Genomic DNA, 2,153 nt, shown 5'->3' on the forward strand with positions numbered 1-2,153 from the left:
CCCGCGGAGCGGGTCCCTCCACGCTGCGCGTGGAGCAGCGAACCCCCTCGCTGCGCTCGGGGGCCGGCCTTCGGCCGGGCGCCTGCGCTCCGCTTCGGCGGGGGCCCGCGCTCTGCGCGGGCGGGTCGGTTCGCTGCGCTCACCTCCCTCACGGTGGTCTGCTGCGCTCCCCACCGTGAGGCTGGGCGCGCTTCGCTTGCCCAGTTACGGCCGCTGCGCGACCGTCAGGCCCGGTCGCTGCGCTCCCCGGCCCCTGGGCCCGCTCCGCGGGCGGCTGGCAACGAGGAGGGGGCTTCTGGGGTGGGGTCGGCTCCTGGTGGCAGGGCTATCCAGGGTCACGGCCAGGAACTGGCAGACCTCTCCTGTCAGAGTGGTGGTGCTTCATTTTGAGAAGGTGGATGGAATCTGGACTCGGCATGTAGCACCGGATGCACTGTGAGAGATCCCGACGACCATGTGATCTCCTCCGGCCACCCGCCGACCCAACCCCGGACATGCACCCCTGCGAGCCCCTGACAGCCTGCCTACGGCCCCACGACTTGCGGAAACCCCCCAGGGTCAGGCCTGCCGCGAACAGCCCGCACAGAAGCCTGCAGAGCCCCGGGAGTTGAAGCCGAGGACCAAGAAACACCGAACCACACCAAACTGACAGAACGTCAGATGATTTTCTGCATCATGCGCGTCGCTGGAATTCACCATTCTTCGCATGGTTGGGAAATTGCTGAAGCGGTCCAGCAATCGGTCTCACATTCCTGCCAGAGGACCGCTCCATATCCCTCCCCTCCCATCCGAATTGACGCCTGCCGGGGGTCGAATGCACAGGCCTGGTATTCGGTGGTGTGGACGATACGGCGGTCCGAGGTGTTCACGACGCTGAACCGGAACACGTCCCGGCCGACGTCCGCCCGGAGGTACGCCACCGCGAGGTAGTCGACTCCCGCGAAAGTGCGCCGCACGCAGGGGCCTCCCCGACTTCCGGGCCGAAATGGGCCGGCATGTCCCGGTACCGGCCCCACTCCCACAGCCGGTCACTGGTCGGCCCCGGGCGGGGTGGGCAGGCCGGCAAGCGGAGAGCGCCACCCTTTGGGGGCGGCGTGCAGGGCTGGGCCAGTCCACTTTCGGGTGATCCTGGGTCAACCGGTCGATGTCACCGGCCCGGTAGATCCGGACCCGAACCGTGCTGCCGCGGGCCGCGCCGAACTTCACTGCGCCTCCTGGGCGGGGCGCACCCACCCGAGGCGAACCACGTGGTCTCAGCCCCGGGCGGCACCGCCCCGCTGTGCACGGCCCACCGGAACTCAGGCCACCCCACCCGCAACCGCTCCATCTCACCGCCCTGAGCGCTGCCCGAAAGATGCAGGTACGTTACGGAAACCATCAAATAAGCATGGTTTAGGGTCAGTTAATGGGTATGTGCCCCTGCTGTGCCCGCGTACGCGAGGGCAGATTCACCTCAGGAGTGACTCCAGCGCTACGACTTGCACACCGCTACGCGCAGGGGGCAGCGCAGCGGTTCCGGGCGGGGGTTGCGCGGCTTGCCCTGCACCTGCCAACACACGCGTTCAAGTCCCTCCGGACAGGGAAAATCGCAGGTCAAAGCCTTGAATGACGGTTTCACGGTGCCAAGGATGAGGCCCGCCGAGCGGCACTTGCGGGGCTAACCCCCGCCCGTCCCACAGTGCTGACCGACGTCACGCAATCACGCGCGACGGGAGCACTTCCTTACACCTCTGCAACGGACACCGTGCAGCCCCTGAAAGGACCCATCCGCCATGCCCGCCCAGACTCCCAACCCGACTCCCGAGCCCGACCCCGCGCAGCAGGGCCGGCGCTTAGACCGGCTGCGGCCCCTGGCCCGCTGGCTGGCCCGCGAAGCGGTCACGGTCGCTGCACGCGCCGCGTTCGTCTACGCCCTCCAAGAGGCCGACATAGCGGAGCAGATGAGCGCCGTCATCCACGCCAGCAGCCTCCTGCACGACTTCCGCCGCCGCTGAACCCCGCGCCCTCCCGCAGGGCGGACGGCCTGTAAAAACCCGGAGCGGGGGGGGGGGGGGGGGGGGGGGGGGGGGGGGGGGGGGGGGGGGGGGGGAAGGGAGGGGAGGGGGGGGGGGGGGGGGGGGGGGGGGAGGGGGAGAAGGACGGGGGGTGGGGTG

1 protein-coding gene is annotated in these 2,153 nt (G+C 69.5%); it reads left to right on the top strand.

Annotation, left to right across the window (positions count from 1 at the left end):
* Positions 1–1,772 precede the first annotated feature (1,772 nt).
* On the top strand, positions 1,773–1,994 hold the full coding sequence (locus AC068A_RS37295) for a hypothetical protein (protein WP_478590740.1): 222 nt from the start codon (positions 1,773–1,775) through the stop codon (positions 1,992–1,994).
* The last annotated feature ends 159 nt before the right edge of the window (positions 1,995–2,153 follow it).

It is taken from the genome of Streptomyces sp. NPDC043854, assembly GCF_056436005.1.